The 24,679-nt window shown below is 58.5% G+C and carries 24 protein-coding genes and 1 tRNA gene; 11 read left to right on the top strand and 14 right to left on the bottom strand.

The genetic code is table 11. From position 1 onward, the window contains the following. Positions 1–111 precede the first annotated feature (111 nt). The 8 genes from JXO48_11130 to JXO48_11095 form a co-directional block, all read right to left on the bottom strand. Positions 112–513: a hypothetical protein gene (locus tag JXO48_11130; protein ID MBN2284431.1), complete on the bottom strand. Its 402-nt coding sequence runs from the start codon at positions 511–513 to the stop codon at positions 112–114. A gap of 174 nt (positions 514–687) precedes the next feature. Next, the gene (locus JXO48_11125; GenBank protein MBN2284430.1) at positions 688–1,797 is read right to left on the bottom strand and encodes a saccharopine dehydrogenase NADP-binding domain-containing protein; all 1,110 of its coding nucleotides are present in this window, start codon (positions 1,795–1,797) and stop codon (positions 688–690) included. 163 nt (positions 1,798–1,960) lie between these two features. Further along, complete coding sequence (locus JXO48_11120; GenBank protein ID MBN2284429.1) at positions 1,961–2,821, bottom strand: dihydroorotate dehydrogenase; 861 nt, start codon at positions 2,819–2,821, stop codon at positions 1,961–1,963. A gap of 67 nt (positions 2,822–2,888) precedes the next feature. Next, the gene (locus tag JXO48_11115) at positions 2,889–3,713 is read right to left on the bottom strand and encodes a dihydroorotate dehydrogenase electron transfer subunit (GenBank protein ID MBN2284428.1); all 825 of its coding nucleotides are present in this window, start codon (positions 3,711–3,713) and stop codon (positions 2,889–2,891) included. Positions 3,714–3,723: 10 nt separating this feature from the next. Continuing rightward, positions 3,724–4,182, bottom strand: a complete 459-nt coding sequence (gene rimI, locus JXO48_11110; GenBank protein MBN2284427.1) for a ribosomal protein S18-alanine N-acetyltransferase — start codon at positions 4,180–4,182, stop codon at positions 3,724–3,726. A 29-nt stretch (positions 4,183–4,211) separates the two neighbouring features. Further along, a complete protein-coding gene (locus tag JXO48_11105) occupies positions 4,212–4,898 on the bottom strand; it encodes a PTS sugar transporter subunit IIC (protein ID MBN2284426.1) in 687 nt (228 codons plus the stop codon). Between the two features lie 17 nt (positions 4,899–4,915). Then, entirely contained in the window at positions 4,916–5,404 is a 489-nt protein-coding gene (locus JXO48_11100; protein ID MBN2284425.1) for a PTS sugar transporter subunit IIB, read from the bottom strand. Positions 5,405–5,440: 36 nt separating this feature from the next. Next, a complete protein-coding gene (locus JXO48_11095) occupies positions 5,441–5,854 on the bottom strand; it encodes a PTS fructose transporter subunit IIA (protein ID MBN2284424.1) in 414 nt (137 codons plus the stop codon). Between the two features lie 134 nt (positions 5,855–5,988). On the opposite strand from JXO48_11095, the gene JXO48_11090 reads away from it, so the two are divergent. The 6 genes from JXO48_11090 to JXO48_11065 all read left to right on the top strand — a co-directional run bounded on the left by JXO48_11090 (position 5,989) and on the right by JXO48_11065 (position 14,163). Beyond that, positions 5,989–6,456 (top strand): NUDIX hydrolase, encoded by a 468-nt coding sequence (locus JXO48_11090; protein ID MBN2284423.1) that lies wholly within the window; start codon positions 5,989–5,991, stop codon positions 6,454–6,456. Positions 6,457–6,458: 2 nt separating this feature from the next. After that, on the top strand, positions 6,459–6,827 hold the full coding sequence (locus JXO48_11085) for a hypothetical protein (GenBank protein MBN2284422.1): 369 nt from the start codon (positions 6,459–6,461) through the stop codon (positions 6,825–6,827). A gap of 59 nt (positions 6,828–6,886) precedes the next feature. After that, the gene (locus JXO48_11080; protein ID MBN2284421.1) at positions 6,887–7,699 is read left to right on the top strand and encodes an NAD-dependent protein deacylase; all 813 of its coding nucleotides are present in this window, start codon (positions 6,887–6,889) and stop codon (positions 7,697–7,699) included. Positions 7,700–7,730: 31 nt separating this feature from the next. Next, complete coding sequence (locus JXO48_11075) at positions 7,731–10,382, top strand: PD-(D/E)XK nuclease family protein (GenBank protein MBN2284420.1); 2,652 nt, start codon at positions 7,731–7,733, stop codon at positions 10,380–10,382. Continuing rightward, a complete protein-coding gene (locus JXO48_11070; protein MBN2284419.1) occupies positions 10,372–13,773 on the top strand; it encodes a UvrD-helicase domain-containing protein in 3,402 nt (1,133 codons plus the stop codon). Before JXO48_11075 ends, JXO48_11070 begins: the two co-directional genes overlap by 11 nt. Before the next feature lie 267 nt (positions 13,774–14,040). After that, positions 14,041–14,163, top strand: a complete 123-nt coding sequence (locus JXO48_11065) for a hypothetical protein (protein MBN2284418.1) — start codon at positions 14,041–14,043, stop codon at positions 14,161–14,163. Positions 14,164–14,174: 11 nt separating this feature from the next. Here the strand turns inward: JXO48_11065 and JXO48_11060 are convergent, their stop codons facing one another. The 6 genes from JXO48_11060 to JXO48_11035 form a co-directional block, all read right to left on the bottom strand. Further along, on the bottom strand, positions 14,175–14,942 hold the full coding sequence (locus tag JXO48_11060; GenBank protein ID MBN2284417.1) for an enoyl-CoA hydratase/isomerase family protein: 768 nt from the start codon (positions 14,940–14,942) through the stop codon (positions 14,175–14,177). Continuing rightward, positions 14,932–15,231, bottom strand: coding sequence for an integration host factor subunit beta (locus tag JXO48_11055; protein ID MBN2284416.1), 300 nt, complete (start codon positions 15,229–15,231; stop codon positions 14,932–14,934). Before JXO48_11055 ends, JXO48_11060 begins: the two co-directional genes overlap by 11 nt. Beyond that, the gene (sppA, locus tag JXO48_11050; GenBank protein MBN2284415.1) at positions 15,228–16,133 is read right to left on the bottom strand and encodes a signal peptide peptidase SppA; all 906 of its coding nucleotides are present in this window, start codon (positions 16,131–16,133) and stop codon (positions 15,228–15,230) included. Before sppA ends, JXO48_11055 begins: the two co-directional genes overlap by 4 nt. Positions 16,134–16,153: 20 nt before the next feature. Then, a complete protein-coding gene (locus JXO48_11045) occupies positions 16,154–17,890 on the bottom strand; it encodes a 30S ribosomal protein S1 (GenBank protein ID MBN2284414.1) in 1,737 nt (578 codons plus the stop codon). An 80-nt stretch (positions 17,891–17,970) separates the two neighbouring features. Further along, a complete protein-coding gene (locus JXO48_11040) occupies positions 17,971–18,678 on the bottom strand; it encodes a (d)CMP kinase (GenBank protein MBN2284413.1) in 708 nt (235 codons plus the stop codon). A gap of 29 nt (positions 18,679–18,707) precedes the next feature. Next, positions 18,708–19,274 carry a DUF2889 domain-containing protein gene (locus JXO48_11035; protein MBN2284412.1) on the bottom strand — a complete coding sequence of 189 codons (567 nt, stop codon included), beginning with the start codon at positions 19,272–19,274 and terminating at the stop codon, positions 18,708–18,710. A gap of 110 nt (positions 19,275–19,384) precedes the next feature. Here JXO48_11035 and JXO48_11030 point away from each other — a divergent pair, with 110 nt between their 5' ends. The 5 genes from JXO48_11030 to JXO48_11010 all read left to right on the top strand — a co-directional run bounded on the left by JXO48_11030 (position 19,385) and on the right by JXO48_11010 (position 24,676). Beyond that, on the top strand, positions 19,385–20,851 hold the full coding sequence (locus JXO48_11030; GenBank protein ID MBN2284411.1) for a M48 family metalloprotease: 1,467 nt from the start codon (positions 19,385–19,387) through the stop codon (positions 20,849–20,851). Between the two features lie 57 nt (positions 20,852–20,908). Further along, complete coding sequence (locus tag JXO48_11025; GenBank protein ID MBN2284410.1) at positions 20,909–22,429, top strand: leucyl aminopeptidase; 1,521 nt, start codon at positions 20,909–20,911, stop codon at positions 22,427–22,429. Further along, positions 22,413–23,387 (top strand): ABC transporter ATP-binding protein, encoded by a 975-nt coding sequence (locus JXO48_11020; protein ID MBN2284409.1) that lies wholly within the window; start codon positions 22,413–22,415, stop codon positions 23,385–23,387. The genes JXO48_11025 and JXO48_11020 overlap by 17 nt, the downstream gene beginning before the upstream one ends. 47 nt (positions 23,388–23,434) lie before the next feature. Further along, positions 23,435–24,454: a dipeptide ABC transporter ATP-binding protein gene (locus JXO48_11015; protein MBN2284408.1), complete on the top strand. Its 1,020-nt coding sequence runs from the start codon at positions 23,435–23,437 to the stop codon at positions 24,452–24,454. Positions 24,455–24,599: 145 nt separating this feature from the next. Continuing rightward, a tRNA-Arg gene (locus JXO48_11010) sits at positions 24,600–24,676 on the top strand. The last annotated feature ends 3 nt before the right edge of the window (positions 24,677–24,679 follow it).

Below are 24,679 nucleotides of genomic sequence, written 5' to 3'. Positions count from 1 at the left end.
TCGATTGTCCTGTCATAACGCCTGCAGGTCGCCGTCATCAAAAAACTGAGCGAAAAAGACGCGCAGCTTTTCGGAATCCCTGTGCATACGCTTTGTCAGGAGCTGTTTGATCTATACCAGGCCTCTCAGTTTTGCAGACAACCATGGTGAAATCAACGTTGTAAGCAGAGCCGCAATGAACAAATCACCTTTCTTTACGTTGAAGACCTGTATTATTTCATACCAGTGTTTTCCCGCCACAAAATGGCCTGACAAAAATTCAAATGACAGCGTTAATACAAACCATTCAAGACCAATAAAAAAATACATTTTACTTTCTAAAGGGCCAAAGGATGGTGTTGATAAAAACACAATCAAAAAGATCAAAGTGGACAGCAGCAACCCGCTCACAGGAAGCGCCGTTTCAGAACCGATCACAGGTGAAAGCACCTTTTCGCGAACAGCGGCATTAAAAATGGCTGCGATTACCATGACGAGCCAAACGCCTATCACCTTTACTTGCACACCGATCATTATCCCTTACCCCGACATGCCCCTAAGAAGCCTCCCAGCATTCCGAAGACACCATTTACATTTCTTTTTACGTGCCCGCTACATATAGTTAATAAATTCAGTATCGTGCCCCTGTAATTCTATCGGAATTGCGAATTGAGAATTTGATTTGGATCTGTATTGTCCCAATGCTGCCTATTCGAGGCCGTTCTCATGGAAGAATATCTCTACACCTCTTTTCATGATCTCCGCCAGGAACGGAGCGGGGTCGGCAAGCAGCCGTTCCGCGGAATAGACACCCCCGGGGATGTCTCTGAACGTTCCGCCGAGTTCCCACAGGGCCGCCACCACACAGGGGATGGAGGTGATCTGGGCAATGTGCCCGATATATGTGTAGGTGCGGTGTGCCGTCTTGCCCGCATGCAAGCCGTACACATCCACCCGGCCCACCGATCTGTCCAATCCGCCTGTTCCGAAAATGCTCTCGATCCTGTAAAAGAACTCCGCCGCCTTCTTCCTGCGGGCGTGTGTGCTGAAAAGGCCTGTCTTGTCGATCAGCATGATGAGGAGCGGGATATAGGCCGGTTGGACACCGCCGTGCAGGGTGACCTCGGAAAGTCCGGGCAGGTTGCGCGGGATGGAAACGCTCTCTGCATGTCCCGTGTAGTACACGGGCAGTTCTCCCATGGGAAAGGGAAACTTCACAACCTTCCTGCCCCCTCCGGTGGGGACCCGTATCTCTCCGCCGCGTATGGTCTGGAGTGTCGTACCGTGAAATATGTTGAAGAGATGGGTCAGGTTGGCCGGGCCGGCCGCCTCGTTGGAACCGGCAGCCCAGTGCACATTGATGCGCCGGGGCGTATCCATCGAATCATATCCCTTGCGCGCAAGGGCCTGGGTGATGCCCGGTGAATTCCCCCAGCCTGTCAGGACGCGCACGCCTTTGAGCCTGGCAGCCTCGTCGAGGGACATAACATCGAGATAGGCCTCATAATCGTCGGCTATGGAGACATAGGGTCTTCCCGCGTCCAGCGCGGCCTGCGCGATCCGCTTCTCGTAATAATAGAAAGGCCCGGCAAACCCCAGCGTGATGTCGTGCTGCTTCATAAGCTCCACGAGCCGGCCATGGTCTTCGACATTGATGCCCTGAGCGGAAAAACGGGGTCCCCTGTTCGCCGCTTCCCGTCCCGCCTTGTCCAGGTTGAGGTCGGCAATGGTCACGGCCGGTTCCGTATTCTCTTTCTGAAGTTCATCAAGAGCATCCCTGGCCATGTCACCCGCGCCACCGAGAACAAGAATGTTCATTTCCTCCTCCTTTTTAAGGATCCCACGGTGTCAGTGAGGTCAGGCAAATATGTCCGAACGATATGCTGTTGAAATATACTATTTGTTCAATGTAGTCAATGGCTTATTCAGATGGCGGCAGCCTGTGTGAAATCCGGTCAAGGCGGGTGTCGTCCGAAGTGCGTTACACTTCCAGGCTGCCGATGAGGTCGTTGATATCGGGAATACCGTGTTTGACGAGGTATGCTTCAATGCCTCCGATGACGCCTATCGCCGCTCGGGGATCGATGAATCCGGCCGTCCCCACCTGGACCGCCCGGGCACCGGCGATGAGGAATTCAAGGGCGTCGGCGGCCGTCATGATGCCGCCACCGCCGATAACCGGCACGGTGACCGCCCGGACGACCTCCCAGACCATCCGGAGGGCGATGGGCCTGATGGCGGGGCCGGAGAGACCTCCCGTTATGTTTCGCAGGCGCGGCTTCCGTGTTTCGATATCAACCGCCATGCCTTTCAGGGTGTTGATAAGGGAAAGGGCGTCGGCGCCGCCTTCCTGGGCCGCCAGGGCTATTTTCGTGATGTCAGTTACGTTCGGCGTCAGTTTGACGATGAGGGGAAGCGTCGTAACGGCCCGGACCGCCGACGTCACGGCGCGGGTCGCTTCCGGGTCGATCCCGAAATCGATGCCGCCGCGGACCACGTTGGGGCAGGAAATGTTCACCTCAACACCATGCACCCCGTCGACCCCGTCGAGGATGCGGGCGACCTCGGCGTATTCCTCGACGGACTCACCGAAAATATTGACGATGACCGCCACGTCAAAGGTCCGCAGGAAGGGCAGTTTCTGCTCGATGAAAACATCGACACCCACGTTCTCGAGCCCCACGGCATTGAGCATCCCCGCGGGCGTTTCCATGATGCGGGGCGGCGGGTTCCCCCGTCTCGGCCTCCGTGAGATACCCTTCACCACGATGGCGCCCAGGCGGTTCAGGTCGATATAGGGGGCGAACTCCTCTCCGTATCCGAAGGTCCCCGAAGCGGTCATGACGGGGTTCTTCAGTGCAAGTTCTCCAATGACGACACTGGTTTTCGGTGTCTTCTTCTCTCCCACGCTATTCACCCCAGAGAATATCGCCGATGTCAAAGACGGGACCGTCGGCGCACACTCTCTTATATGTGGAGCCGCCCGCGGCGGTCCTTACTTCGACGGCGCATCCCAGGCACGCCCCGATGCCGCAGGCCATTCTCTCCTCAAGGGAGACCTGGCAGTCCAGGGCGGTCCCCGCCAGCAGCCGTGCGAGCTCCTTCATCATCTCCCGTGGGCCGCAGGCATAGATGATCGTGTCTTCCGGGGCATATCCGTCCATCTCCCGCCGGAAAAGTTCCGTCAGGAGGCCCGCATGCCCCCTGCTGCCGTCGTCGGTGCAGGCTTTCACCTCGTCGCAGGTCCGTTCCAGTTTTTCAAGACCGTGGAGCAGGGAGGCGGTCCGCGCCCCCAGGTAGCAGGTCATCCGGCAACCTTCCCCGGCATCACCATTTCCGAGTCGCTCGGCAAGAAAGGCAAGCGGCGCCACACCCATCCCGCCGGCCAGAAGGACCACCTGTTTCCGTTCCGGCATGAGGCGGTAGCCCCGGCCCAGGGGGCCCGTCAGCGCCAGCCGGTCGCCGGCGGCAAGGGTCGCCATTGCGGCGGTCCCGGCACCCACCGTCCGGTAGAGCACCTCCATCACCGTTTCACCGTTCTGTGACGAGAGGGAATGAATGCTGAAAGGGCGGGGAAGAAAGGGGGTATCCCTTCCCGCGATCCGAACCATGATGAACTGCCCCGGCACCGCCCCGGTAAAGGAAGGGGGGACTGCAAGCGTCATGAGGTAATGTCCCTTGACGGTTTCCATGTTCGACAGGACCCGGACCGAATGGACGGCCTTCTCTTCCATCGCGACGACCTCACGCTCCTTTGTCCGCCAGATCCCCCCAGAGGATCAGGGCGTCTTCCCTGGTGTCCGTATAATAGAAGGGGCGAATCCCTTGTATCACAAAACCCCTTTTTGTGTACAAGTTTATCGCCGCCCTGTTGGATTTTCTCACTTCCAGGGTCGCCCTCAGGGCACCCTGCCCGCGGCCCCTCGCCGCCATCGCCGACAGAAGCGACGAGGCGACACCCTGCCTCCTTTGATCTTCCCGCACGGCAAGGTTCCTGAGGTGGATCTCATCGACAACCACGGCAAAGCTGATATATCCCAGTATCGTTCCGTCTTTTTCGGCCACGAGGTCGTGGCAGAACGGCAGGGAGAATTCTTCCCTGAAGAGCTTTTCCGTCCAGGGGGTAACGAAGGAGGAACGCTCGATCCCCATGACCTCCGCCAGGTCGTTCTCCGTCATGTCACGAACCATCACGTCATCCATGAATGTTCTCACCCTTCCCCGCCGGTGTTCTACCAGAGATACCGCATCACCATGACCACCAGAAAGAGACCCGAGAAAAGCGGCAGCGCCCCCCGGACCTTGATGGTGTTCAGGGCCACGCCGATACCGAGGACCGGGATGAAACAGTACAGCACGCCGAGGGCCCGGTGAATGCCCTCGGGGAAATGAGGCACGATCCTTTCGATCAGGAAAAGCCCGACCATGAGAAGGACGAAGAGCGCCGTCGCGGTGGTCACAAAGTGCCTCAGCAGGGCCGTCAGATGGTATCGCGTGATCTTCGAGGTATTCCCTTCAGCGGCGGCCTCTTCGGCCCTGAGGGCCAGGCCGGTGTTCGTCGCGGCAAGCATCCCGTCCAGCCGCCGTCCCAGAAGCCCGGCCGGAAGAAAGAGGAGTATCGCCAGGGTGATCAGGACGGGGGACGTCGCCTCGATCGTTCTTCCCACCAGGATCGCCGACGCCGCGGCAAGGATGGCGACAATGGAATCGTTGGGGGGCAGGTACGAGCCGATGGGCAGCCGGTCGATCCAGAGCAGTTCGATATAGGCACCGGCGATCATGCCGGTGAGCGGGTCATGGAGGAACAGCCCCGTTATGGAACCGGCAACGAGGGGACGGGAGATGAGCGCCTGCAGAAAAATCCTGTCCAGGCAGACGATTCCTCCCAGGAGGGCCACCTCAAGGACGGTTTTCCACATGGCCGTTTCACCGTTCTCTATAATGAGATCTTTGCGGCGGCATCACTGAAACCGATCGGGTTGTCCTGCGGTATGCATCGCAGTTCAACGGTCACCCCCGATCCGACCAGTTCATTCAGTGCCTTCACATCCAGCTCATCGAGAAAGATGGATGCCGTCACGCAGCATTTGCCGTCGTCATTATGCACGTTGCCGATGTTGATCCGTGAAAAGGAAAACCCCTTCCGGAAGGCCCGCAGCGCGTCCCGTATATCCCTGATCAGAACGATGGTCCGCCTGCCGCTCCACTCGCCGGGGTTGAAATGTTCCGCGAATTCCTCAACGCCGTGGACCTGTACCTCTATCTCGCTGGGCACCACCATCCTGATGACCGACTCACGAAACACATCTCCGGCCACATCATCATTGAGGACAACGATACAGTTCGCCCTGAAGTAGGGAACCCAGGCTTCCAGTATCTGTCCGTGAACAAGTCTGTTGTCAACGCGGACAAGGATGGAATTCATTGAACACAGAGGAAGGAATCGCCGGGATGTGCCGTGTCACGCCCCGACCTTTCTATTCAATATTTCACTGGCCAGGTTGATGTTCTTGGTGCCGTATTCTTTGACCGCCTTCGCGAATTCCTCAAGGTCACCGGCCTTCTTGTTCAGTTCCGACACCTTCAGCAACATCGGCAGATTCACCCCCGTTATTACCTCAACTTTCCCCTTTTTCAGAAATGACAGGGATATATTCGAGGGCGTTCCCCCGAAAAGGTCCGTCAGGATAAGGATGCCCTGCCCCGAATCCGCCTTTTTCATCGCCGCCGTGATCTCCCTGTTGAGATCCTCGACGGCATGCGACGCGTCGATCGAGACGTGGATAACCCCCTTCAGTTCCCCTTTTATGAGTTCCGCGGCCCTGATGAGTTCCCGGCCCAGATTTCCGTGAGTTATGATAAGGACGCCTATCATTGTTCCACCTGCCTGAAAGTGGTGCTCAGGCTAAAGTATTCCCCCTGAATTGTCAAGCAATTCCCTCCTTGACATTTGACAGTCCATACAACAATATAGGTGTCACTTTCTCTGCCGGAACACCGGGGACGTTCATGTCGATCAAGACCACAAAACCCTGCCCGCACTGCGGCCGTGAGATACCCTATTACCGGAACCCTGTTCCGACGGTGGACATAATCATAGAAATGCCGGAGGGAAGCATCGTTCTGATCCGGCGGAACAACGACCCCGTGGGATGGGCATTGCCGGGAGGGTTCGTCGACTATGGAGAATCCCTGGAAGAGGCGGCACGGCGGGAGGCGCGGGAGGAAACATCACTCGACGTGGAGCTCATCGAGCAGATGCACACCTATTCGCGTCCGGACCGCGATCCCCGGCATCACACGATATCCACCGTCTTCATAGCACGGGGAACTGGTGTTCCCCGGGCCGCCGATGATGCCGGCGACATCGGTCTCTTTACCAGGACGACCCTGCCGAAGCCTGTCATGTTCGATCACGAAGAGATCCTCGCCGATTATTTCAAACGGCGCGAAACGAGGGGTACGGGGGAAACGTGACCATGATACGCGACAGATATCCGCTTCCGCAGTTCGGCCATCTCGCGCAGCGGGTCCAGCAGGGCTCGCTTCTTCAGAAGAACAGGCACTGGACGGGAAACGATGATTTCGAGCATCACTACCATATAGCTGTCCCCCTCGATCATGACCCGCTGTACCTGCACCTGTCCTGGAAACGTCACGCCGACGGCGCCGCCGAGTTCATCGGCATCTTCAAGCTCCACATCGGCACGCTGCTCCAGGAAGGCTATATCCGACAAGAGGGTGGCGGGAAGGTCCGCCTGCGCATCTTCCACGGGAGCGATGATGTACTGTACATACAAACCCGGTCGGGGAAACCGGCCCTTGCCATAGGCGAGCTGCGCGGATAACGCGGCGTTGACCGCGGAGCCGGCGGTATTCCGATGATGCAAAAAGGAGGAAGTTACTGATGGGGGAAGAAGGATTGATAAAGGCGGCCGCGATCCTGTCACGGTCGACACGTACCGTCGCTTCCTGTGGAGCGGGTGTTTCGGCTGAGAGCGGCATCGCCACCTTCAGGGACGTCGGCGGCATCTGGGACCGGATCGACCCGATGGAAGTGGGGACACCGGACGGATTGATCAGAACGCTGCAACGCGATGCGGGGAAGCTGCTCCCCCTTTTCATGGAAATCCTTGACTCCTTCGAAGGGGCCGAGCCGAACCGCGGTCATTTCGCCCTGGCGGATCTTGAAAAAATGGGCGTTCTCAAAACGGTCATCACGCAGAATGCAGACAATCTTCACCAGGAAGCGGGCAGCACCGATGTCATAGAGGTTCACGGAAACGTGTTCCGCATGAAATGTCTCGCCTGCAACACTGTCACAAGCTACGACAGGAAACCTCTCATCGGCAGGGTGAGAGAGACCATCAATTCCCTGAGTGAATATACTATCAACTCGCTCATGTCCATCGCCCCCCGGTGCAGCGTCTGCGGGTTCATCACCCGTCCCGACGTCGTCATGTTCGGAGAGGCGGTCCAGAACCTGCCCCGGGCGCTGAAGTGCTCGGCGGAATGCGATGTCATGCTGGTCCTGGGTACGTCGGGTGTCGTCTATCCGGCCGCGGCGTTCCCGATGGAAGCGAAAAAGGCGGGGTCGCAGGTTATCGTTATCAATCCCACGGAAAACGCTTTTTCATCGGTATCGGACGTGTATATTCCCATGAGAACCGGTGAAGCCCTGCCCCGCATCGTCGAACTGATAAAGGGGAAAACTCACTGAGCCGCCGGCTCACCGGCACCGGAAACGCTCCATGGACCCTGATCACCTGTACCTTACCGCGACGGGGAGACTTGCCCGCAGATTGCGTCATCGTTTCCGACGGTCCCGCGTGCTCGAGGATGAAACGGCCTGGGAACGCCCGCCGGCGGTCAGCCTGAACGTGTGGCTCTCAGCGGCCTGGGCCGATGCGTGGCCCGAACGTGTTCCCGCCCCGGAACCGCACCGTATCAACCTGTGGAGAACCCTGTCGGAAAAAATACCACCGCCGGAGCCTCTGAAGGGTGGTTTCGGTATATTCACCCTCCTTGACGAAACCTATAAGACCCTGGTTCGACATCGGATCGACCCGAAAAGAGGCGCTCCTGCGCCCCCCCTTGTCGAATGGCGGCGAACCATCAGCCGTGCCTTTGAAGAAGCCCTTCGGAAAGACGGGTATTTCCACCCCGCGGAACTTCCTCTCCACGTCCGGCAGGCCATCGAAGCGGACAGGATCCCCTGCCCCGCCAAGGTCCGGCTTGCCGGGTTCGATCTCCCGGCGCCGCTGGAAGAGGATCTCTTTGCCCTGTTCCGCATGAGAGGCAACTGTGAACATATCGATGATCCGCTCTCACAGGCGGCCGTTCCCCGGGCCGTGGCACTCCCCACCCGGGAGCAGGAAGTGCAGTATCTTACGCGGTGTCTGGTCGAAGACGCCCGGTCCATACCGCTTCACCGGATCGGTGTCGTCGTCCCCGATATGGACGGCTACGTGGGGATGATCGAAAAAGCCCTTGCGGAAGTCACCGCCGAGGTCCCCGCGCGGGGCAGCCAGTGGTTCAACATGACCCGCGGCGTCCCCCTGAGCGAAACGGCCCTCGTACGGGCGGCCCTTCTTCCCCTGCGTTTCGCCCTTGAGGGATACGATCGAGACCTGTTCATGGCCCTTCTTCTCTCACCGTATTACGGCTGCTGGCAGGGAAAGCGTCACGCCATAGCCCGTGCGGACCGCGTCTGGCGTGCCGCCGCCGTCGATTCCGGCCTCGGACATCTCATGCGGGCATTGAAGAAAGAGCGGCCCGACATCCTGGAACAGGTCCGCCCGGAACCGGCGGAGCATCTCTTCTCATTCCTGGAGCGGGATCTTGAAACAAGAAAAGAGGGGGCCTTCTGGGCGGGAGAAATGAACACCCTCTGGAAGCACCTCGGCTTTCCCGTGATATCCGACGAAAAGGATACCGTCGATCAGGGGCACCTCGTAAGCATCCTCGACATTTTTGCGGCCCATCTGTCAGCGGTCCTCATGAACGGGCGTGAGTTCCTTTCCTGGCTGGAGTACCTGGCATCCCGAACGACGGCGCAGGTCTCTGCATCGGAAGAGGCCGGCATCCAGGTCATTGGTATCATCGAGTCCCGCGGCCTTGATTTCGAACGGCTCTACCTGCTGGACATGAATGACGGTTCATTTCCCCAGCCGGCGCGACCCCTTCCCCTTCTCGACGGGCGTGAACGCGCTCTCGTCCAGGGAGGAACCGTGGAAAGCCAGCATGATTTCGCGCGGCGGAGCTTTTCCCGGCTCCTGCGCTCTGCGGAAGGCGTGATCCTGACACGGGCCGAACAGGAACAGTCAAAGCCGTTGACGCCCTCGCCGTTCTGGCCGCGGCACGCAGAGACGACCGGCATTGACATCTGGAACGATCCGGGACCCGCCTGGAGCCGGGCGACCTGGCTACAGGCGGCGTTCCGCGGTCTGGGGACGGACATCGAGGACACCGAAGACCCCGTGCTCCCCGCCATTGCGCAAAGGGACGTCCTTTCACCGACCCAGGTGGAAGCGGCCCTTTCCTGTCCCTTCCGGTACTTCGTCGAGACCATCGCCGGGATCGAACCCCTTGACGACGCAGGACCGGGGATCCCGCCGCGTGAACGGGGGATCGCGCTCCACCGGGTATTGTCGGCGTTCACGAGAAAAATTCGGGAAGCCGGTCTTGATGTGACCCGGGAGCGTGCTGCATCACGGGAGATCATTGAATCATGCGTGGATACGGTCCTGGGAGCGCTGTCCCGTGACCCCCGGTGGGTCGTGGAACGGGAACGATGGCTTGAATTGAAAGACTCCGCGCAGCCGGGCCTCCTGACGGCCTGGCTCGAAAAGGAAGCCGAGCACCGGCTGGAAGGCTGGCAATGCGTCGGGGAAGAGATCAGCTTTCAGGACCTGAAACTGTCCGACTGGCCCTTTTCGCTTCGCGGCAGGATAGACCGGATCGATGTCAGCGGGACGGGCGGCATTGCCTGCTGGGATTACAAGACGGGAAATCTTCCGGCAAAGGCGGACATCACGAAAGCCTTCAAAGCGCCTCAGCTCCCGTTGTACCTCATGGCCGTCCGCGAGGGGAAGACACGCGGCCTGGATATCAATGCGGGTGACGTGACGGGCGCGTCGGCGGGATACGTGCAGGTGAAGTCACTCCGGGAGGTCACATTCCGGGAGGTCCCGGAGATCACGGCATCGCTTGATGAGTGGACCGCTGTCATATCCCGGCTGGGGGAGCTCCTCAAAGAGGCTCGGTTCCCGGCTGAACCCTGTCCCTTTTCGGACGTAAAGGACCCGGAGGCCGTCTGCCGGGGCTGCCCTGTCCGCACCGTCTGCCGAAAAGGATTGCAGGCAACTGAATTACCGAACCACGAGGAACCCGATGAAACCTGAGCTCGGCGATTCGCGGGAACGATCGATGGCGCTTGATACAGGGGCGTCCTATCATGTGGAGTCACCGGCCGGCTCGGGGAAAACGCTTCTCCTCACCATGAGATTTCTGAAACTGCTGGGAGAGGTCGACCACCCCCGCGACATCATAGCTCTGACCTTTACCGAAAAGGCGGCGGGAGAGATGCAGGGCCGCATCCAGACCTTTCTCCGCAGGGCGGAAGAGGTTCACGAAACGACGGACACGGACCTTCCCGACAGCCTTCTGCTGGAATACGCCGCGCGGGCCCTTGAAAAGCACTATGAGCGAAAAGACGTCCTCCTGTCGTCGAAGGGCCTGAACGTGATGACTTTTCATGGTTTCTGCAGTTACCTCGTCAGCCACGCGCCGCTGGAAGCCGGCATCGTCCCCGGCTTCGACATCTCGGCGGACCAGGACCAGCCCCTTCTGCTGGAAGAATCGGTGAGGAAGACTTCGAACCGCCTCTTTGCCCTGCCCTCCGGCGATGTAACGCGGCGGGCCTTCACGAACCGCCTCCTTCATTACAATAACAACTGGAGCGCGCTGGCGGCGGAGCTGAAGGATATTATCTCTCAGCGCGACAAGTTCACCGACCTTGTCCGGGCGCTCAGGGAAGCCGGGTACGGAAACAGGGATGCGCTCACATCCATCATCCGTGAACGGCTCGCAGGGTATCTGGAAGAACGCCTGTCCGGGCTTGCAGCTGATTTCGCGAAGAAAGAGCCCGGTTCGCAGTGGCCGCGGTTCATCGCCGACCTGGCGTCCAACGACGCAGAGAACGCATCGGTTTTCCCCTCCCGCCTTCCCGGAAGTTCCTGGGAGAACCTGCCGGCATGGCGCAGCATCGCCGCGTCCCTGCTGACCAAGGATGGCAGGCCGAGAAGGACCTTTGGACCCAAGAGCGGCTTCTACAGCGGTTTCGGGAAAACGGCATGGGCCAAAGCGATCACCGGGATGCCGCCGAAAACAGCGGCACTGCTCCAGGCAACACGCTTCTATCCGGCGATGGACGACATGCCAGTGAATATGAACGACCTGGACGATTTCATTATCCTCGCCGCCGAGGTCATCGGAGACTACGAGTCACTCTGCGGGAGCCGGCACTGTATCGATTTCGTGGGGCTGGAACAGGCCGCCCTCAGGGTGTTGAATGAAAGCGACCCCTCGGAGCTGCATCTCTATCTCGACCATCGGATACAGCACCTGCTGGTCGATGAATTTCAGGACACGAGCAGAAACCAGTGGGACCTGATCCAGCGGCTGTGCAGCGGGTGGGGTCCGGGCGACGGCAGGACGGTCTTCATCGTCGGTGACCCGAAGCAATCCATCTATGCCTTCCGGAACGCCGAGGTCGCCCTCTTTTACGAAGCCCTGAAAGGGATCCCCCTGCCCGGCCGGGGGTCGATCCCCCTGGAATCGCTCCTTTTGAGAACGAATTTCCGCTCCACGGGAAAACTGATCGAATGGACGAACGGCCTTTTCGGCGAGGAGGTCATGCGGGAACCCCGGGTGGAAGCCGACGAAGTGTCCTTCAGTCCCGGGTCGCCGGTGAAGCAAGGAACGGCCGATACGACCCTGTCCCTCAACCTCTTCGTCAGGGATGAGAAGGAGCGGGCGAAAACCGACGAGGCCCTCTGGCTGGCCGGCAGGATCGGCCAGGTGGTCACTGAAACGGGAGGAGAGAGATCCATCGGCATCCTTCTCTTCACCCGTACCAGGCTGACCGTCTATCTCCGGGCGCTCAAGCAGGCCGGCATCCCCGTGCGGGTTCAGGAAGGGCTGCTCCTGAAGGAGCGACCGGAGGTGGCGCACCTCATGCAGATGGCCCGCCTTCTCGTCAAACCCCACGACGACCTTGCCTGGGCATCGCTGCTTCGCTCTCCCTGGTCGTGGTACGATACGGCGGCCCTCCTGGAAACGGCGCTGGAAGCACCCGAAAGCTGGCGGGAAAAGATCGCCGAAGCCTCAGGGAAACTGCCCGGCCTTTCCATCGTCGAAGATGCCGTGGATCGCGCCTATAGGCGGATCGGACGGGACCACCTGGGTGTCATTGTTCGAAAAATGTGGGAGGAGCTCGATGGCCCCGCCCGGACGGCATCACGGTACGACATGGCGGGGATCGCAAATTGCAGGCGGTTCCTTGAGCTTCTTGACGAGGCGGAGAGAGGGATCCCCCTGGAAACCCTCAACCGGGTCGAAACTCTTCTGGACTTCCACTACGAGCCGGAAGACCCCACGACGGCCAGGTCGCCCGTCCAGTTGATGACCATCCACCGGGCAAAGGGCCTCGAATTCGATATCGTGTTTCTCCCTTTCCTGGACTGGAACCCCCTGTCGGGAGAGTCCCGACATGCCCCGCCCTATCTGCTCGAGCGCATTCCCGGCACGAAGGGTGAACGCCTGATCGCCATGTCACCGGACCGGCGGATCGACCAGCCGTCACTGTTCTACAATCTCCTCAGGAACATCAGGAAGGAACGGAAGATCGGCGAGGCAAGGCGCTGGTTCTACGTCGCCGTGACAAGGGCGCGGGAGAGCCTGTATCTGAGCGGTGTCACGACCCTGAAGGAGGGGGCCTTCAAGGCCGGCACGCAGAACCCGCTCGGCTGGATCATGAATTATCAGGGCATGACGGGAAAGACGGCGGCGGACGTGGCGGGAGTATCCGCATCCGGGCTGGAGATCGCCGTCAATCCCCCCTGTGAGGCCCCGGCACTGGCAAAACGTTCGTTCCGTCCCGAACTGCCGGCCCCCTATCCTCTGACGCCGGAAAAAATTCCCTGCATGATAGAAAACCCCTCTTCCGGGGCATTCGATGATGATGAAGCAAGGCCCGTGGAAGCGGAATCGCCGAAGGCGGGCCTGAGCGACCGCGTCAGGGGAACGGTCATTCACCGGCTCATGCAACGGGGAATTGAAACGGGAGGCCTGCCCGGGGAAGTTGCCGTCCGGTCGGCGCTCCGCCTTGAAGGGCTCTCCGCCACCCAGGCTTCATCAATGGCGGCGGACATTCTTCAAGAGGCACGACGCTCGTTTGAGGATCCGTTTCTCTCGGATCTGACCGGCGGCGGGCACCCCGTCGTACGCTGCGAGTGGTCCCTCGAGGACAGAAAAACAGACGAGCGCATCCGCTCGGGCACCATCGACCTGACCGTTTTTGACGGAACCTCCTGGTGGGTCATCGATTTCAAGACCTCACGGCCGGCGGCGGGGCAAGGTGCGGAAGAGTTCATGGATGAGGAACTGCGGCGGTATCGTTCACAGCTGGAAGACTACCAGGCGATGCTGTCTCGTTTTGAAGGGATCGACCGGTCGGTCGTCACCTGCGGGCTCTATTTCACGGCACTGAAAAAATGGAAGGAGCTGTCGTGATTTTTTTTACGACCGGCCTTGATTCGTTCGCATTCAATGATTATGTTACGTTCATATTGTGTCGAATTTTTTCCGTGAACCTTCAAAACAGAGAGAAAGGAGAAGGGGCACTTGACAAACCTGTACAGATGCAAAAAGACGAACGAATTCATCACAGAACCTTGCCATGACAGGGCATGTGAGTGGTGGCTGAAAAACGAAACCTTCTGTAACTGCACCTGGGTGGCATGTAATTACGGCCCCTTCACGCTTGAGGAAGTGGGAGAGATGATGGGGGTCACCCGGGAGCGCATCCGCCAGATAGAGGCAAAGGCCCTCAAGAAACTCCAGCATAAAAAAAGAAAAGATCAGCTGGTCGATTTTGCGATGGAAAGTTTTAATAAACGGTAAGATCGCGGCGACTACTTCTTCTTTCTTGACCTCAGTTCCTCAAGAAATTTCTCCATGTGTTCCCTGCTTTCGCTCCGCGAGAAAAGAAGGGCTGAAATCTCGAACTCGTGCTCGATAGCGCTGCTCCTGTCAAGACGGGGAACGATATCGGCTATCCGCTTGACCGCTTCAAGGGCCTTCGGCGACCGTCGTGAAAGCTCCCGGGCGATCGCGTGAGCCTCCTCCATGAATCGCTCGGGCGGCGCCACTTTGTTCACCAGTCCGATCCGCAGCGCTTCCCGGGCGCCCAGGGGTTCGCCGAGCATGGCGATCTCTTTCGCCCGCGCAAGACCGACGATCCGTCGAAGCGGGTCTATCAGGGGGTTCAGTCCGAATTTCAGTTCCGGATGCCCGAATATGGCCGTTTCCGACGCGATGATGATGTCACACACCGTGGCAAGATTGAAACCTCCGCCGAGGGCGATCCCCCCAACGGCCGCGACGACCGGTTTTTTGAAGGTATATATTTTATTGAGGTAGCGGGTGACGGACCCGATATAATCTCCAACCTCACCCTCACCCAGCCCGGCCAGTTCCTTCAGGTCCACACCGGCGGAAAAGACCTGGTCTCCTCCTGTCAGAACAACGGCCCTGACCGTATCGTTCCGTTCAAGGTTTTCGAAGCAACCGGCCAGCTCGGACCGCATCTTTTCCGAGAGCGCGTTCATGTCCTCGGGACGGTTCAGGGTTACCGTGGCAACGTTCTCCTCCACCGTCACCAGTATGGAATCATACTTCATCGCTTCCGTCCCGCCCGCCGATCATGGTCTGCAGGTCCTTGCCGGTCTTGAAAAGGAGGTGCCTCGAAGAAGGAACATATACGGATTCGCCGGTCTTCGGGTTTCTCCCCATCCGCGCCTTTCTCGATACGACGCTGAAAACGCCGAACCCGCGGAGTTCGATCCTCTGTCCTTCAGTGAGGGCCTCTTTCATGGCACTGAAGACGGCTTCCACGGCACTGGCCACGTCCCTTTTCGGGTAATGCTGAATTTTTCCCCCGATCGCCTGTATCAGGTCTTTCTTTCTCATCGGTAAAGTGTTCCGCCGGCCCCGCCGGGATACAGGTACTCGATGCCCGTTCCACGCCCCTCCACTGCTCTGAGGATCGATGAAACGACTTCATCAAGAAGGTATTCAAGAAGCCCCGTGCGTTCCTTTTCGGGGTAAACGACCTCCGGTTCGCCTTCGATCCCGGCAAGTACCGATGCAAGGTCGACGGCATTGCGCAGCGTGCCGAGCTCGTCCACAAGCCCGAGCTCCACGGCCTGCCTCCCCGAGAGAATGCGGGAATCAGATATCGTCCGCAGGGTCTCCTCGGAGATCGTCCGGTTCGCGGTGACCATGTCGATGAACTGGTCATAGATGTCATCGACGAGGCCCTGGATTATCTTTTCTTCCTCGGGGGTCATGTCCCGCGTGGGTGAGCCGATGTCCTTGTGCTCTCCCCGCTTTATCACCCGTGACTTCAGCCCGATCTTCCCGAGAAGCTCGTCCACCTGAGAAAACTGGACGATGACGCCGATGCTTCCCGTGATGGTGCCCGGGTTCGCGACGATCCTGTCGGCGGCACAGGCCACGTAATACCCGCCCGAGGCGGCCACGGACCCCATGGATGCCACCACGACCTTCTTCTTTTTGACATCCAGAATTTTATCGAATATTTCCTGGGCGGGGACGATGGCCCCACCGGGAGAGTCTATCCGCAGGACGACGGCCCTGATGTCATCGTCCTCCTTGAAGGCATCAAGGTCTTCAATGACCTTTTCAGAACTTCTCAGGACGCCCTCAATGGGGATGACGCCTACCTTCTCCTGCATGGCAAAAGGTGACTTCTCTTCCGTCAGGGCCGTGATAACATAAATGGCGAGAAAGCAGAGCACCCCTGCCAGCGCAAGAATGGTCAAACCGAAAATAACGGGGTGTCTCCTCATGTGGTGCCGATACGCATCCCTTACAATTGTTTCATGCCGCTTAAGATGTCACCGAGATTTGAAACGACTTTCTTGTCGTTGTTCACATATCGTTTCTGTGACGAATCTTCGGTCGAGGCTTCGAAATCCTTGATGCTCAGGCCCACTTTCTGATTTTCCACGTCGATGTTCTTGATGACCGCCGATACGACATCACCAACGGTATAGAGATCCTTCGACGATTTCACCCGCTTCTGGCTCAATTCCGATATGTGTACAAGGCCTTCGATACCTTCCTCGATCTCCACGAATATGCCGAAGTCGGTCACGTTCGTCACTTTGCCTGAGACCACGGCATCAATACCGTACTTTTCCGCGAGCTCCTCCCAGGGGTTCTTTTCAAGCTGCTTCACACCCAGGGAGAATTTCTCGTTCTCCACATCGACATTGATGACGACCGCTTCTATCTCCTGGCCCTTCTTGAAGAATTCCGAGGGATGCCGTACCCGCTTCCGCCAGGATATGTCGGACACATGGATCAGGCCGTCGATATCGCCGTCCACACCGACGAACACGCCGAAATCGGTAATATTCCTGACCTTGCCCGCCACAATGCTTCCGGGAGGATATTTCTCGCGCAACTCCTCCCAGGGATTGGGCAATGTCTGTTTCAAGCCAAGGGATATCCTCTTGCTGTCCATATCCACGTCAAGGACCATGACGTGTATCGTATCACCGGGGGATACGACCTTTGAGGGATGCTTGATCTTTTTTGTCCAGAACATCTCTGACACATGGATCAGCCCTTCAACGCCCGGTTCCAGTTCGACAAAGGCGCCGTAGTCGACGATACTGACCACCCGCCCCTCAACAATGGACTCGACGGGATAGCGATCTACAATGGAATCCCAGGGATTTTCCGTCAGTTGTTTCAGCCCCAGAGAAACCCGCTCCTTCTCGCGGTCGAAGCTGAGAACCTTCACCCGTATCTTTTCATCCTTGGAGTGACACTCCGAAGGATGGCGTATCCTGCCCCAGGACATATCGGTAATGTGGAGCAGGCCGTCTATGCCGCCAAGATCTATAAAAAGGCCGTAATCCGTTACATTTTTAACGACTCCCTCGATGATGACGCCTTCTTCGAGGGTCTCGAGCGTCTGTTTCTTCAGCTCCTCCTTCTCCCGTTCCAGTATGGTCTTGCGGGAAAGGACCACGTTGTTCCTCTTCCGGTCATATTTGAGTATCTGGAATTCAAGGGTCTGCCCCACGTACCGGTCAAGATCACGGACCGGGTAGAGATCGACCTGGGAGCCGGGCAGGAAGGCCGTAAAGCCGATATCAACGGACAGGCCGCCCTTGACGCGGCTTACAACAGTGCCCGTGATCGTTTTCCCGGCTTCATATGTCTTGATTATGTCATCCCAGGCTTTTATGCGAACCGCTTTATCGCGGGAAAGGATCAGGTCGTCGTCTTTTCGACGGTCAACGAGGACCTCTATTTCATCGCCCTCCGACAGGTCGACCTTACCATCGCTGTTCTTCACCTCATTGATATCGAGCCGCCCCTCGGTCTTATATCCGACATCGACCATGATCATATCATCGTTGATCTGTACCACCCGCCCCGTTACGATCTGGCCGACCGGTATTTCCTGCAGGCTCTGTTCATAGAGTTCGACGAAATTCATATCTTCGGTGCTTTTTTCCTGTTCCACCTCCCTCTGCTCGCCGGCAGTGCTTTCTTCATGTTCGGTTATTTTGGTATCATCGTTAACCATTGACTAAGTACCCCCTGGCATTCATTATTTCCTGTCTCCGTAAATGTTGAACGCTAACATACATATTTCTAAATATCAAGCTAATTAACGGTACGACTTGCCTTGATTTTTTCACGGTGCGCGGTGACGATACGGAGCATCACCTCCACCACATCGGCGGCCTCCATGTCCGTCGTATCAAGAATATGAGCATCTTTCGCGGGTTTCAGGGGTGCCAGGTCCCGCTGAGTATCCTGGCGGTCCCGAATTTCAAGCCATTTCATGATCTCTTCAAAATCAGCGTCGACCCCCTGCCCCAGTAGCTGCCGGTAACGCCGCCCGGCCCGTTCCCGGGGAGAGGCATCGATATAGAACTTGATGTCGGCGCCGGGAAAAACGACGGTTCCCATGTCCCGTCCCTCGGCAACGACGCCGCCGGACACACCGATATCACGCTGCAGCGGCAGGAGTTCCTTCCGAACCGCCGGGTAGGCGGACACGATCGACGCGGCGATGCCGACCTCCTCCGCTCGAACGTGGTCCGTCACGTCCCGGCCGTCAAGAATGATCCGCAGCTCACCGCCGCTCATTTGAAAGGATATCTTCACCGTGGAACACAGCCGCGAGACAGCCGCCTCATCCCGGGGAGAAATGCCGTGCTGAAGCACGGCGTAAGCGAACGTCCGATAGAGAGCCCCCGTATCGAGATACAGATACGACAGGCGCCGGGCCAGGAGCCGGCTCAGGGTGCTTTTCCCGGACCCCGCGGGTCCGTCGATTGTTATCAGAAGCTGGTCTTTCATGGACATGCACGTCGCCGGCTCGATTCCGGCCTCCCTCAGCGATGCTCCTCCGTTTTTCCATTGCCTTTTTCCATTTCGCGGATCTGCTGGATGAGGGGCCCGTCCTCGCGCCAGAGCCAACAGCTGTTCACAAGCAGTGATGAATCGAAATCAGGCATTCCCGGCGTCGCCGAATCACGTTTTCTCAGGAAATAGGCCCACTGGCCCTGAACGGCGGCTGAGGCCATTGTCTGTACAAGATTGGTCAGATGAATGCATCCCGCGATGCCGCCGATGAGCTCCGTGGACCTCTGCGTAAATCCGGGCTTGATGGTCAAACCCCGGAGCTTCTGCAAGGCCCCCTTCGCGTCCGTGCAGTACTCGTTCGGAAGCGTCTTCATGTCCACGGTAACGTCATCGATACGGGGGCCGGGCAGTGACACGGTCCACCTGACGACCATGTCATGGACAACGCCGGGTTCTCGGTATTTGTGAGCGGTATACAGATAGGACTCAAAGAAACGGTCGTCTTTCAGCTCTCCCTCGACGATAAGTGTGTTTTCAGCGATCTCATAGGTTTCTATGGTGATGGTTCTTCTGTGAATGAGCTCCTTTTTTTTCAATCCGGCACCCCCTGTAACCCTCTGCCGCCACTCTATAACACAGCCGCCATGGCCGCACAACAGCAAACTGCTCTTGCGAAATGGAAGGAAAGGAGGTATTCTCCGCCACTATGGATTCCCATCGTTACGGATCGATCGCAAGACCCCTTTTTATTTGTATCAGTGTGTTCCTGTTCCTTGCCTGGACGGCGGGGACCGCCGCCGGCCTGTCCGTCGACGACGAGAGACGGATCGGCAAGGAGTTCTATGAAAAGCTCGAACGGAAGGGAATGCTCGTCACCGACAGCCGTGTTCAGAAATACATAACGGACCTGGGTGAACGCATTCTCTCCCAGGGGGGTGCCTCCCCCTTTGATTTCACCTTTACCGTTATTGATAATCCGGGAATCAACGCCTTCGCCACACCGGGCGGCTATGTCTATGTTTACAGCGGCCTCATAACGCTGGCGGAGCACGAGAACGAGCTTGCCGGTGTTCTCGCGCACGAGATAGCCCACGTCAGGGCGCGTCATATCGCGCAGATCATAGAAAAATCGGGGAAGGTCAATATCGCGGCGCTGGCCGCGATCCTGGCCGGCGCCTTTCTGGGCGGCGGCGGCGAGGGAACGGCGGCGGTCGCCAGCCTCTCACTCGCCACGGCGGCGACCCTGAATCTCAAGTACAGCCGGGAGCATGAAGAGGAAGCGGACCTGATGGGCCTGTCCTATCTGGTCAGCGCCGGCTATGACGGAAAGGGAATGCTCGATTTTCTGAAGATCATGAGACAGCACGAATACATCTCGAACTCGGTTCCATCCTATTTTCTCACGCACCCCGGTACGGGTGACCGGATCAGATATATCGACGGGTTGCTCCAGACCCGTTACCGGCAGGGAGGAAGCGAGCGCATATTCAATGAGTTCGACCGGGTCCAGACGATCCTTGAGCTGGAAAAGGACAACCCGGAATCACAACTGAAGTATTTCCAGAACCGGCTGGACACCGATCCCGATGACGTTGAGGGGCTCTATGGATCGGCCGTGATACTGGACAGGCTCGGAAGATCGGCAGAATCCGGGAAGTATTTCAAGCGGGCACTTGAACGGTCACCGGATGACCCCGATATCATCAGGGACCGCGGGATCAGTTATTTCAACAAGGGAGACATCCAGGAAGCACGCACCTTCCTGGAACACGCCCATCAGCTCAACGCGACGGACCCGAAAACCCTCTTCTATCTTGGAAGGACCTGCGAGGTTTTCGAAGAATACCCGGAAGCCCTCGATCTGTATCGGCAATATCGTGACAGGATGCCCGCCGACACCGACATCTACTACAATCTCGCCATGGTCTACGGAAAGATGAACGATCAGCCCGAGTCCCACTACAATTTCGGCATCTATTTCAAAAAGCAGGACAAGGTCAAGAGCGCCGTCTTTCATTTCGAGGAAGCCTTGAAACATGCCCCTCCGGAAAGTGATCTGGCCCGCGATATCAAAAAGGGGCTCGACGCCCTCCGCTCCCCGGACAGGTCGCCTCATACCGATCCCGCACAGAAACCGGAGTCGTTCCGGCCGAACCTGTTTCCCGGCAATTGACTTTTACCGGTCCTGTGGTATGTTTCGTCCTCGATAAACAGGCAGTGGAGGCCGCCGATGAACATTGTAATAAAAAAAACACCGCTCAGCCAGATCGATTGCCCCGTGGTCCTGGCATTCCTTTTTGAAGATGCTGCCGGCCCGGAGGGTGCCGCGGCGGTGATCGACAGCGAGTGCCGGGGCATGGTGAAGCGGGTCCTGGACAGGGGCGATTTCAAGGGCACGCTGAACGAGACCCTGCTGCTCTTCACGGAAACCATGATCCCCGCGCCACGGGTCCTTCTCGTCGGCATGGGCAAAAAAGAAGACTTTACCCGCGACCGTCTTCGCGCCGTCTTCGCCGGGGCGGCACGGGCCGTTCGGGGGTTCCGGATCCGGGAGTTCGCCGCGTCCCTTGATCTCGGCACATCGGCCCTTTCACCGGCGGAGCTCGCGGAATCAGCCATCGAGGGAACGCTTCTGGGCCTCTACCGGTACACCGCTCACAAGACGCAGAACGACAAGGAACGGACCGACATCGAGCGCCTCGTCATCGTTGATGACAAAAGCCGATCGCTCAAGGATATCCGGGATTCCATCGGAAGGGCCGAGATCATATCCCGGGCCGTTCTGCTGGTACGCGATCTCGTTTCAGCCCCCGGGAACGAACTGACACCGCAGGCACTTGCGGCGGCGGCGGAAGGGGTGGCGCGGCACAGGGCGATCAAGCTTACCGTGCTGGATGAGAAACGGATGAAACGGCTCGGCATGCACGCCCTTCTCGGCGTCGCCGGGGGAAGCACCAACGCGCCGCGACTGATCGTCATGGAATACCGCGGCGGAAAGCAGAAGGACCGGCCGATCGTTCTCGTCGGCAAGGGAATAACCTTCGACAGCGGCGGTATCGACATAAAACCGCCGGCCGACATGGATGAGATGAAGGATGACATGGCGGGAGGCGCCGCCGTGATCGGCATCATCCAGGCGGCGGCGGACCTGAAACTCCCCGCCAATATCGTCGGCATCGTCCCCGCCGCGGAAAACCTGCCCGACGGCAGGGCTTACAGGCCGGGTGATATCCTGAGGTCCCTTTCGGGGAAAACGATTGAAATAAAGAACACCGACGCCGAGGGACGGCTGATCCTCGCCGACGCCCTCACCTACTCGCTCCGTTACGATCCCGTGGCTGTCATAGATATGGCCACCCTTACGGGAGCCTGCGTCGTTGCCCTGGGACGGGACGTGACGGGCATGCTCGGAAACGATGAATCCCTGAAACAGCTGATCAGGGGGGCCGCCGACAGAACAGGAGAGGCGGTCTGGGAGCTCCCCCTGCGGGAAGAGTACCGGGAACTCATAAAAAGCGACGTGGCCGACCTGAAAAATTCGGGCGGGAGAGAGGCGGGGGCCATATCGGCCGCTCTCTTCCTGAGTTCCTTCGTCGAAGACCGGCCATGGGTCCACCTGGATATCGCCGGACCGGCTTTTCTGAAAAAGGACAGGACCTATACTCCCAAGGGTGCATCCGGCGTGGGGGTGCGCCTGATCACACAATTTCTGATCGATCACACCCGGAAGAGCAATGAATCCCGTTCTTGAGATATCACAGCTGCAGACGTTCTTCGAAACACGCTACGGGACGGTCAGGGCGGTCGACGGCGTCACCCTGTCGCTCGACGGCGCAGAAACGCTCGGGATCGTCGGCGAATCAGGATGCGGGAAGACGGTCCTGGCCCTGTCCATCATGCGCCTGGTACCGTCACCGCCGGGAAGGATCGTCTCCGGCTCCGTTCTTCTGAACGGAACGGACCTTCTGCGTCTCAGCGAAGACAAAATGAGAGCGATCCGGGGCGGAGAGATCTCGATGATCTTTCAGGAACCCATGAACTCACTGAACCCCGTCATCAGGATCGGCGACCAGATGACCGAGGCCATCCGGCTCCATCAGGGACTTTCCCGCAGGGACGCCCTCGAACGGGCCCGGGAAATGCTGGAACTCGTGGGCATGCCCTCGGCCGGGGATCGCCTGAGGAGCTATCCTCACCAGATGAGCGGCGGAATGCGGCAGCGGGTGATGATCGCCATGGCCCTCTCCTGCAATCCCCGGCTCATGCTTGCCGATGAGCCCACAACGGCCCTGGACGTGACCATTCAGGCGCAGATCCTGGAACTCATCAACCGGATCAAAAGCGAACGGGGAGCGTCGGTCATCCTCATAACCCATGACCTGGGAGTTATCGCCGAGGCGGCGCAGTTCGCGGCGGTCATGTACACGGGGAAGGTCGTGGAATACTGTGCCGTTGACCAGCTCTTCAACGCACCCCTGCATCCCTACACAGAAGGCCTTATCGCATCCACACCGGATCCCGGAAAGAAATCCCGCCGGGAAGCGCGACTCCACACCATACCGGGTACGGTCCCCAGCCTGTATCATCTTCCCCGGGGATGCAGTTTCCAGGACCGCTGTCCCTCGGTGATGGACATATGCAGGCAAGAAGAACCGGACCTCACGGAAGAAGGAGCACATCACCGGGTCCGGTGCTGGAAATACCGGTAAGAGGAAAGACCGCGGCGGGTGACCGCCGGAAATGAACGGCCGGGGTCATGTCGCTCCGGTTATATCAGTACCGGGAGATTATTGTGGAACCGCTGCTGGACATCAGAGATGTGAAGAAATACTTCCCCGTCACGGGCGGATTTCTCTCGGGTGAGAGCCGGAGCGTCAAGGCGCTCAACGGCGTAAACCTTCAGATCTTCCGCGGTGAGACCCTCGGCCTGGTCGGCGAATCGGGGTGCGGGAAAACGACCCTGGGCAGGATCCTCGCCCGGCTCGAAGAACCGACCGGCGGGTCCGCCCGATTCAGGGGAGAAGACATCCTCCGTTTCGGGAAGGCCCGGTTAAAAGAATACCGCAAAGCGGTCCAGATCATATTCCAGGACCCCTTTTCCTCGCTCAATCCCCGCATGTGCGCCGCCGACATCGTGGGAGAACCGCTCTTCATACATGACCTCGCCCGGGGGAAAGAACGGGAAGCGCGCGTGGCCCGCCTCCTGGAAGTGGTGGGACTCTCGCGGGAACAGATGGGACGTTACCCCCATGAGTTCAGCGGCGGACAGCGCCAGCGGATCGGGATCGCCCGGGCCCTTGCACTGGATCCCGATATCATCATCGCCGACGAGCCCGTTTCCGCCCTCGATGTGTCGATACAGGCACAGATCCTCAATCTGCTGAAAGACCTCCAGGACAGCTTTGAGCTCACCTATCTTTTCATCAGTCACGACCTGGGTGTCGTCGGTCACATGAGCGACCGGATCGCCGTCATGTACCTCGGCATGATCGTTGAACTCGGCGCGGCCGAGCAGGTGTATGCGTCACCCCGCCATCCATACACGGAAACCCTCCTTTCAGCGGTGCCGGTGCCCGACCCGGCGCGCAAAAAGAAACCGGTTTGCCTCACGGGAGATATTCCCAGTCCCATCGATCTGCCGAAGGGATGTCTGTTTCACCCGCGATGTCCCTATAGAATGGATATCTGCCGGCAGGTCGAACCGGTCCTCACGGACAGAGGCGGCGGACATCATTCGGCATGTCATCTTCAGGCACCCCCGGAACGGTCAAAATAATTCTTGACGAAAGAAACCCAACAGTCTAAATAGGGGAACCTGATTGCTGACGCGCATACCTCTTTGAAACTGTTTTTACCGGTTTTGATAACGTTGTTCGGTAATGGTTCTCACGCTTCTACTGTCTAACGAGCTGTGAACAGCGGCGCCCGTAGCTCAGCTGGATAGAGTGGCAGACTTCGAATCTGTTGGTCGTAGGTTCGAATCCTACCGGGCGCACCAGAC

It is taken from the genome of Deltaproteobacteria bacterium, from assembly GCA_016933965.1.
Classification (GTDB): domain Bacteria; phylum Desulfobacterota; class Syntrophia; order Syntrophales; family UBA2210; genus JAFGTS01.
The sequence above is the reverse complement of the archived record's forward strand: the minus strand, read 5'-3'. Positions and strand labels throughout refer to the sequence as shown.

Excerpts from the sequence above, each read along its gene's own strand:
- JXO48_11130 (MBN2284431.1), bottom strand. The coding sequence starts at position 513 with ATGATCGGTGTGCAAGTAAAGGTGATAGGCGTTTGGCTCGTCATGGTA.
- JXO48_11125 (MBN2284430.1), bottom strand. The coding sequence starts at position 1,797 with ATGAACATTCTTGTTCTCGGTGGCGCGGGTGACATGGCCAGGGATGCT.
- JXO48_11120 (MBN2284429.1), bottom strand. The coding sequence starts at position 2,821 with ATGACCGCTTCGGGGACCTTCGGATACGGAGAGGAGTTCGCCCCCTAT.
- JXO48_11115 (MBN2284428.1), bottom strand. The coding sequence starts at position 3,713 with ATGGAAGAGAAGGCCGTCCATTCGGTCCGGGTCCTGTCGAACATGGAA.
- rimI (MBN2284427.1), bottom strand. The coding sequence starts at position 4,182 with ATGGATGACGTGATGGTTCGTGACATGACGGAGAACGACCTGGCGGAG.
- JXO48_11105 (MBN2284426.1), bottom strand. The coding sequence starts at position 4,898 with ATGTGGAAAACCGTCCTTGAGGTGGCCCTCCTGGGAGGAATCGTCTGC.
- JXO48_11100 (MBN2284425.1), bottom strand. The coding sequence starts at position 5,404 with ATGAATTCCATCCTTGTCCGCGTTGACAACAGACTTGTTCACGGACAG.
- JXO48_11095 (MBN2284424.1), bottom strand. The coding sequence starts at position 5,854 with ATGATAGGCGTCCTTATCATAACTCACGGAAATCTGGGCCGGGAACTC.
- JXO48_11090 (MBN2284423.1), top strand. The coding sequence starts at position 5,989 with ATGTCGATCAAGACCACAAAACCCTGCCCGCACTGCGGCCGTGAGATA.
- JXO48_11085 (MBN2284422.1), top strand. The coding sequence starts at position 6,459 with ATGATACGCGACAGATATCCGCTTCCGCAGTTCGGCCATCTCGCGCAG.
- JXO48_11080 (MBN2284421.1), top strand. The coding sequence starts at position 6,887 with ATGGGGGAAGAAGGATTGATAAAGGCGGCCGCGATCCTGTCACGGTCG.
- JXO48_11075 (MBN2284420.1), top strand. The coding sequence starts at position 7,731 with ATGGACCCTGATCACCTGTACCTTACCGCGACGGGGAGACTTGCCCGC.
- JXO48_11070 (MBN2284419.1), top strand. The coding sequence starts at position 10,372 with ATGAAACCTGAGCTCGGCGATTCGCGGGAACGATCGATGGCGCTTGAT.
- JXO48_11065 (MBN2284418.1), top strand. The coding sequence starts at position 14,041 with ATGATGGGGGTCACCCGGGAGCGCATCCGCCAGATAGAGGCAAAGGCC.
- JXO48_11060 (MBN2284417.1), bottom strand. The coding sequence starts at position 14,942 with ATGAAGTATGATTCCATACTGGTGACGGTGGAGGAGAACGTTGCCACG.
- JXO48_11055 (MBN2284416.1), bottom strand. The coding sequence starts at position 15,231 with ATGAGAAAGAAAGACCTGATACAGGCGATCGGGGGAAAAATTCAGCAT.
- sppA (MBN2284415.1), bottom strand. The coding sequence starts at position 16,133 with ATGAGGAGACACCCCGTTATTTTCGGTTTGACCATTCTTGCGCTGGCA.
- JXO48_11045 (MBN2284414.1), bottom strand. The coding sequence starts at position 17,890 with ATGGTTAACGATGATACCAAAATAACCGAACATGAAGAAAGCACTGCC.
- JXO48_11040 (MBN2284413.1), bottom strand. The coding sequence starts at position 18,678 with ATGTCCATGAAAGACCAGCTTCTGATAACAATCGACGGACCCGCGGGG.
- JXO48_11030 (MBN2284411.1), top strand. The coding sequence starts at position 19,385 with ATGGATTCCCATCGTTACGGATCGATCGCAAGACCCCTTTTTATTTGT.
- JXO48_11025 (MBN2284410.1), top strand. The coding sequence starts at position 20,909 with ATGAACATTGTAATAAAAAAAACACCGCTCAGCCAGATCGATTGCCCC.
- JXO48_11020 (MBN2284409.1), top strand. The coding sequence starts at position 22,413 with ATGAATCCCGTTCTTGAGATATCACAGCTGCAGACGTTCTTCGAAACA.
- JXO48_11015 (MBN2284408.1), top strand. The coding sequence starts at position 23,435 with ATGTCGCTCCGGTTATATCAGTACCGGGAGATTATTGTGGAACCGCTG.